The sequence below is a fragment of the Rhodopila sp. genome (genome assembly GCF_035548235.1).
In the GTDB taxonomy this organism is placed as follows: Bacteria; Pseudomonadota; Alphaproteobacteria; order Acetobacterales; family Acetobacteraceae; genus Rhodopila.
The window spans coordinates 1-7,432 of sequence record NZ_DASZTJ010000010.1 but is presented as its reverse complement, the minus strand read 5'-3'; the positions used below and the strand labels follow the sequence as shown (position 1 = coordinate 7,432).

Here is a 7,432-nt window from a genome sequence, read left to right as displayed (position 1 = left end):
CGCTGCTGGCCGGATCGATCGCGATCGGCGGCAGCCTGGGCGTCGGCGGCGTCGCCGACCTGGTCGCCGGCACCGGCGGCATCACCGAGACCGGCAGCCTGACCGCCGGGACGCTGACCGGCAGCGCGGCGACGACGGCCCGCTTCGGCGGCACCAACCGGATCGCGACGCTGGCGGATTTCGCCGCGCCGGGCGGCTTCAGCCTGACGGACGGGCAGGCGCTGACCGTCGCCGGGTCGGTGACCGCCGCGTCGGGGACCATCGCACTCGATACCGGGACGTTCGGGCTGGACGTGCCGGGGGCGATCTCGGGCCTGGGGGCGACGCTGCTGGCCGGATCGATCGCGATCGGCGGCAGCCTGGGCGTCGGCGGCGTCGCCGACCTGGTCGCCGGCACCGGCGGCATCACCGAGACCGGCAGCCTGACCGCCGGGACGCTGGTCGGCAGCGCGGTCACGGCGGCGCTGTTCACGGGCAGCAACCAGGTCGGGGCGCTGGCGAACTTCACCGCGCCGGACGGGTTCACCCTGCTCGACGGCCAGGCCCTGTCGGTCGCCGGCACGGTGCTGGCGTCCGCCGGCACCATCGTCCTGGACACCGGGACGTTCGGACTGAGCGTGCCGGGGGCGATCTCGGGCCTGGCGGCGACGCTGGCCGCCGGGTCGATCGGCATCGCCGGGCGGCTGGCCGCCGGCGGGATGGCCGCGCTGTTCGCCAATCAGGGCGGCATCCAGGAAACCGGCGTCCTGACCGCCGGCACGCTGAGCGGCAGCGCGGTCACGACGGCCAGCTTCACCGGCGCCAACCGGGTCGGGACGCTCGCCGATTTCACCGCCGGTTCGGGTTTCAACCTGCTCGACGGCGAAAGCCTGACGGTCGCCGGCCTCGTCGCCAGCAGCGGCGGGACGGTGGCCATCGACACGGGGACGTTCGGCCTGGCCGTGCCGGGCGGCATCAACGCGCTGGCGGCGACCCTGGCGGCCGGGTCTATCGACCTGCCGGGCAGCGTCAACGTCGCCGGCATCGCCGACGTGACGGCAAGCAGCGGCGCGATCACCGAAAGCGGCACCCTGATCGCCGGCACCCTGACCGGCAGCGTCAGCACCAACGCGGCGTTCACCGGCAGCAACACGATCGCGACGCTGGCGGATTTCGTCGCGCCCGGCGGCCTGACGCTGCTCGACACCCGAGCGCTGGCGGTGCTGGGCAGGGTCTCCAGCGGCGGCAACGTGCTCCTCGATACCGAAGGATCGCCGCTGTCGGTCCAGGGTACGATAACCGGGGCGGCGGCGACGCTGGTGGCGGGTTCCATCGACCTGCCCGGCGCCGTGGGCGTCGCCGGGCTGCTTGTGCTCTCGGCCGGCGGCGGCAACATCACCGAGTCGGGGGCGATCTCGGCCGCGGCGCTGACGGGAAGCGCGAGCAGCGCGAACCTTGTCGGCGCCAACCGGATCGGCACGCTGGCCGCGTTCGACGCCGGCAGCCTGGCGCTGGACGACGCCGTGGCGCTGACCGTCGCCGGACCGGTGACGATCGGCAGCAGCGTCGCGATCGACGACGCGGGGGCGCTGACGGTCTCGGGCAACATCGACCCGCGCTCCGGCAACGCCATCGCCGTGGCGCTGACCGGCGACACGATCGCCATCACCGGCGGCGTCAGCGACGGCGGCAGCGGAACCACCGCCCTGGTCGCGACCGACGGTGCGATCACCGAGACCGGGGCGCTGGTCGCCGGGACGCTCAGCGGCTCCGCGTCCGGCGGCGGGGCGGGGTTCGCCGGCGTGACCCTGACGGGCGCCAACCGGATCGCCACGCTGGGCAATTTCACCGCCACCGGCGACATGCTGATCGAGGACTCGACGAACCTCGTCATCGCCGGATCGGTCTTCGGCGGCACCCATGGCGGCCTGGGCGGGGCAGGGAGCGCGTCGGTCGAGATCGACGTGCTTGGCGGCAATGCCGGCCTGACGGTGGCGCAGGGCGCGGTGGTCCATGCGGGCGTGGACGGCGCGCTGACCGGCAACGTGACGCTGCGCGCCGGCAACGACGGCCTCGGCGGCGGGGTCGAGATCGACGGCGGGGTCTATGCCGCGCATGGCGGCGCCGTGATGGTCACCGCCGGCTACAATGTCGGCAGCAACGCCTGGAACGTGGTCGGCAGCGGCTCCGACATCACCCTCACCGGCACGATCTGGGGCGACATGAACGGCGGTGCGGCCGCCGGGTCGGTCTTCCTGGGCGCCGCCGGTTCGATCGACGAGCCGGTCACCCAAGCGGCGATCGGCGCCGACCTGCTGACCGGCCGAGCGGGCGGGCATGTGAACCTGGCGGAGACGGCGAACGGGGCGCTGGCGCCGGTGCCGTCGGCCAACCGCATCGCGACGCTGGGCAACTTCTTCAGCAACACCGGCACCGACGACCCGCTGGGCTTCCTGCTGCGCGACGGCCAGGGGCTGACCGTCACCGGGTCGGTGGTGGACGGCGGCGGGTCTGCCAGCCGCGGCGTCGCCATCTCGGTCGTGCCCGGCAGCGGCGGCAGCTATACCGCCGGCGACCTGGTCATCGCCGGGCTGCTGCAGGCGCAGACGACCGTCAACCCGCAGGCCACCGGCAACGTCATCGAACAGCCCGGCGGCCGCGTCGTCGCCCGCACCCTGACGACGCAGTCGGGGGTCATCCCCTCGACCGAGACCGCGGGCAACGCGCCGGGCAGCTATCCGGCGACGATCATCGCCGCCAACGCCTCGGCCTTCTATGGCAATGCCGCCGTCCCCAACGCCAACCAGGTCGGCACGCTGACCAACGTGACGACCACGGGCACGCTGTCGCTGTTCGACAGCCAGGACCTGACGGTCCTGGGCAACCTCGTCACCGGCGTGACGGAGACGGCCGGCACGATCGTCGGGACCGTCGCCGTCGGCAACGGCATGACGCTGGTGACGCCCGGCGCGCTGAGCGTGTCCGGCATCCTGGACGTCGCATCGCAGGGCGGCGTGCTGTCGCTGTCGGGGAATACGGTGGCGCTGGGCGACGGCAACGGGACGGCGACGCTGAAGGCGGCGACGATCCAGGTCAGCGCCGCGACCGGCGTGACCGCCGCCCCGAACACGCTGATCTATACCGGCGGCGACGTGTTCAGGCGGCCGGCGGCCGGCACCGCCCCGGTCGATCCCGGACCGGCGACGCCCGGCGCGCATATCCTGACGGGAACCGGCGGGTTCACGCAGACCGGGTTCCTCGACGTGCTGCCGTACACGGCGACGACGGGCGAGGGGTCGGTCGTGACCGTGCACCCGGAACTCGATATCCGCCTGACGCAGGGGGGCGGGCTTGTCAGCTTCGATCCCCTCCAGGGCCTCAACGCCCCCACCACGTCGCTGCTGCTGTCGCTCGGCGACACCGGCCGCGCGCAGGGCAAGATCCTGGCGGACTCGCTGGCCGTCTTCTACCTCAACACGATCGGCGGCCCGACGCAGCTGTCGGCGACCTTCTTCACCGCGGGCGGCGTCGAAGTCGCCGGCCAGGCAGCGGCGAGCCAGTCCTTCATCGCCAAGAACGGCCTGTTCGTCCCCAGCAACCACTTCCAGGTGAACGCCTGCGCCGTCTCCTCGATCAACTGCATCCTGATCTCGCCCTTCGCGACGCTGCCGCTCATCAACCCGCTGAAAGACCTGCCGACCGACTTCCTGTCGGAGGAGGACAACGATCCGGACCTGCTCATCCCCAACGTCTCGGACCGGGAGGACTGACATGCACGGACCCCTGTCGGCGTGCCGCCGCGTGTCCGGACGCTTCGCCGGCCTGCTGCTGGCGCTGCTGCTGCCGTTCGCCGCCGGAAGCTGCAGCAAGCCGCCGGCTTCGGCCTATTACAGAGCGCAGGCCGGCGCGCAGGGCACGCCGATCGGCAAGAACACGACCGGCGAGGCCTGCACGCTGGTCAACCGCAGCGGCGGGGGCGCCGACATCTTCTGCGGCGCGTGGCAGCAGCCCAGCGCGCGCATCCGCTCCGGCGGGCCTGCCGCGGGCGCCAACCTGCTTACCCTGGCCACGGCCAGCCCGTGGCGGGCGGAGCTGGAGGGCCGGTTCGCCTGCGGCGACCCCAGGCCGCAGGGCGACGGGACGATCGTGATGCAATGCACCCGCCGGACCGGCGGCTGGCCGCAGGTCGCGCTGGTCACCGTGGCGGGCAACACGGTCTGGCTGGCCGACGGGACGCCCGCGTCGTTTCAGGTCATCCAGCGCGGCATCGCCAAGCTGACGGGCGGCGGCGACGATGCGGGCGCCTCCACCGCGCCGGTGCACCTGTCGGCCGACATGGCGTCCTATCTCGCCGCGCGGGCGTTCAGCTCCGGCGACATCGCGCAATACGAAAGCCTGATGACCGCCGGGCTGCAGGCCAACCTCGCCGGACGCCCCGACGAAGCCGAGAAGGCGTACCGCGCCGCGCTGGCGCTGCAGGAAAAGCAGAACGGCGGCAAGGACACGGCGGCGAGCGCCGCGCCCCTGATGTCGATCGGCCTGCAACTGTCCGACGAGGGCCATTACGAGGACGCGAAGGCGTTCTTCGCGCGCGCGGCCACGGCCCTGCAGGCCGGCAACGCCTCCCAGCTCGACGTGAACGGCCAGGCCCGCCTGGCGCTGTATCGCGGCCTGGACCTGATCAACCAGAACGACCCGGACGCGGCCATGCCGCTGCTGCAGCGGGCCGAGATGCTGTTCCTGGGGCAGGTCCCCGACGCGCGGGAAATCCCCGCCGCCAAGCCGACCCGGGTCTTCGGCCTGTCCGGCCTGTCGCTGGCCGACACCGTGGGCGGCGCGCGGCCCTTCACGACGCTGGTGGAGAAGGAAGCCTTGCTGGGCGTGCTGGAGGCGCGGCGCAACCGCGCGATCGCCCTGCGCATGACCGGCAACGTCGACGCCGCCGCGACCGTCGTCCGTTCGGCCGAGAACTTCGCGCGCGCCAACAACCTGGACGCCTCGCTCTACACTGCCAGGCTGCATCGCACCGCCGGCATCGCCGACGAGGCGGCGGACGAGAAGCCGCGCGCGCTGGAGGAGCTGGACGCTTCGGTCGCCGCGTTCAAGGCGTCGCAGCCGCGCACGCGCCCGACCGCGGAGGCGGAGCTGATCCACGCCGCGGTGCTGGCGCGGCAGGGGCGGCAGGGCGAGGCGCTGTCCGAATGCCGGGCGGCGTCGCGGCTGCTGATCGAAACCAAGGACGGCGTCGACTTCGAGCGCATGGAGCCTTGCCTGGATATCTATGCCAAGGCGGCGCAAGGCTCCTCCGACGGCCAGGCGCTGCTGTCGGAGATGTTCACCGCGTCCCAGCTTACGCGCGGCAGCGTGACGGATGCCGAGATCCGCCGCACCGCCGTCCGCCTGGCGGCCGGCAATTCCAAGGTCAGCGACGCGATCCGCCAGCAGCAGGACGCGGAACACGCGCTGGCCGACCTGCTGCGCCAGCGTGACGCGGTCAACGAGGGACCGCAGGACGCGGGGGCGCAGGCGCGGGCGGCCGATCTCGACAAGCGGATCGCGGCGGCGCGCGCGAAGCTCGCGGACGCGGATGCCACGGTGCAGGCGGCGGCGCCGAACTATCAGCAGTTGATCCAGCAGGCGGTGGAGACCAAGGACGTCTTCTCGGTCCTGGGGCCGGACGAGGCCTTCGTCGCCATCACGCTCGCGGAGACGGAAGGCTGGACCTTCGTGATGCGCGACCGCAAGATCACCGTCGGCCGGATCGGCAAGGGTGAGGCGGACGTCGCCAAGATGGTGAAGGCGTTGCGCGCCAGCATCGAACCCGGCGCCGACAACCGCGTGCCGCAATTCGATCCGGACGCGGCGTACAAGCTGTATCAGACCGTGCTGGGCGGGGTGTCGAAGGCGCTGGACGGCGTCTCGGCGGTGACGTTCGCGCCGACCGGGCCGCTGCTGTCGGTGCCGTTCGAGACGTTGCTGACCGGGCCGGCCGATGACCGCGACCTGGGCCACGCACCGTTCCTGGTGCGCAAATACGTCATCACCCATGTCCCGGCGGCGGCGAACTTCGTGAAGCTGCGCCAGACCGCGCCGTCGTCGGCGCCCAATCCTTGGTTCGGCTTCGGCAATTTCCGCCGCATCACGCCGGAACAGGCGGCGCGCACCTATCCCGGCGCGCGCTGCAGGCAGAGCGCGGACATCCTGGCCGCCCTGCCCAGCCTGGAGGGGACCGCGACGGAGCTGGACCTGGCGAGCCGGGTCTTCAAGGCCGGCCCGCAGGACACCCGGGAAGGCGCGGCCTTCACCGTCGCCGCGGTGAAGGACCTGCCGCTGAACCAGTTCCGGATCATCCATTTCGCCACCCACGCGCTGCTGCCGTCGGAACTGGCGTGCCAGGACGAGCCGGCGATCGTGACCTCCACGCCGCCCGGCGCACTGGATGCCAAGGGCGCGCTGCTGACCTCCTCCGAGGTCACGGGCCTGAAGCTGAACGCGGACGCGGTGATCCTGTCGGCCTGCAACAGCGGCGGGCCGGGCGGCACGACGGCCGGCGAAAGCCTGGCCGGGCTGGCGCGTTCGTTCTTCTATGCCGGCGCCCGCGCGCTGCTGGTGACGCATTGGGAGGTGGATGACTCGACCGCCACGTACCTGGTGTCGAAGACCCTGCTGGAATACGAGCAGGACAAGTCCGGGGGCCTGGCCAGGGCGCTGCGCGCGGCGCAGCTTGCGTACCTGGACCGTTCGGATATCGAGCCTTCGCTGAAGCACCCGTACTACTGGGCACCGTTCGCCCTGGTGGGCGAGGGCGGGGGCCATGTCGTATCAGCGGAGAACCATCCCGCGTTGCAGCCGACATCCCGATTGTAGTATCGGCATTTCTGGCCTGGAACGCGTCCGGACATGAGCACCTCGCTGTCGGTACTTGGCAAATACGAAATCCGCGGCATCCTCGGACGGGGTGCGGCCGGTATCGTGTACGACGCCTGGGACCCGATCATCCGCCGGCGCGTCGCCATCAAGACGGTCAAGCTGCCGACCAGCGACGATCCCGACACGCAGGAGGAACTGGATCGTTTCCGCCGCGAGGCCCAGGCGGCGGGGCGGCTGTCGCATGCCAACATCGTGCCGGTGTTCGACTACGGCGAGACCGACGAGATCGCCTATATCGTCATGGAGTTCGTGGGCGGCGGTTCGCTCAAGAAACTGATGGACGAATACAAGCAGGTGCCTCCCAAGGAGGCCCTGCGGGTGATGGAGCAGTTGCTGGCGGGGCTGCAGTTCAGCCACGACCGCGGGATCGTCCATCGCGACATCAAGCCCGCCAACGTGATGCTGAGCGACGACAACACGGTGAAGATCACCGATTTCGGCATCGCGCGCATCGAGGGCGGGTCGGGCGCGACCATGGTCGGCACCATGCTGGGCACGCCCGCCTATATGTCGCCTGAGCAAT

The 7,432-nt window shown here is 71.7% G+C and carries 3 protein-coding genes; all 3 read left to right on the top strand.

Annotated features, from left to right (window positions below):
* Positions 1-3,749, top strand: a 3,749-nt coding sequence (locus tag VHB27_RS00570; protein WP_325596602.1) for a beta strand repeat-containing protein, incomplete at its 5' end; no start/stop codon positions are given.
* A gap of 1 nt (position 3,750) precedes the next feature.
* Complete coding sequence (locus VHB27_RS00565) at positions 3,751-6,846, top strand: CHAT domain-containing protein (protein WP_325596600.1); 3,096 nt, start codon at positions 3,751-3,753, stop codon at positions 6,844-6,846.
* A 33-nt stretch (positions 6,847-6,879) separates the two neighbouring features.
* Positions 6,880-7,432: serine/threonine-protein kinase (locus tag VHB27_RS00560; protein ID WP_325596598.1), on the top strand; the 553-nt coding region annotated here is incomplete at its 3' end.

What these genes read in the sequence shown, in the direction of transcription:
- VHB27_RS00565 (WP_325596600.1), top strand. Translation starts at nt 3,751, where the DNA reads ATGCACGGACCCCTGTCGGCGTGCCGCCGCGTGTCCGGACGCTTCGCC.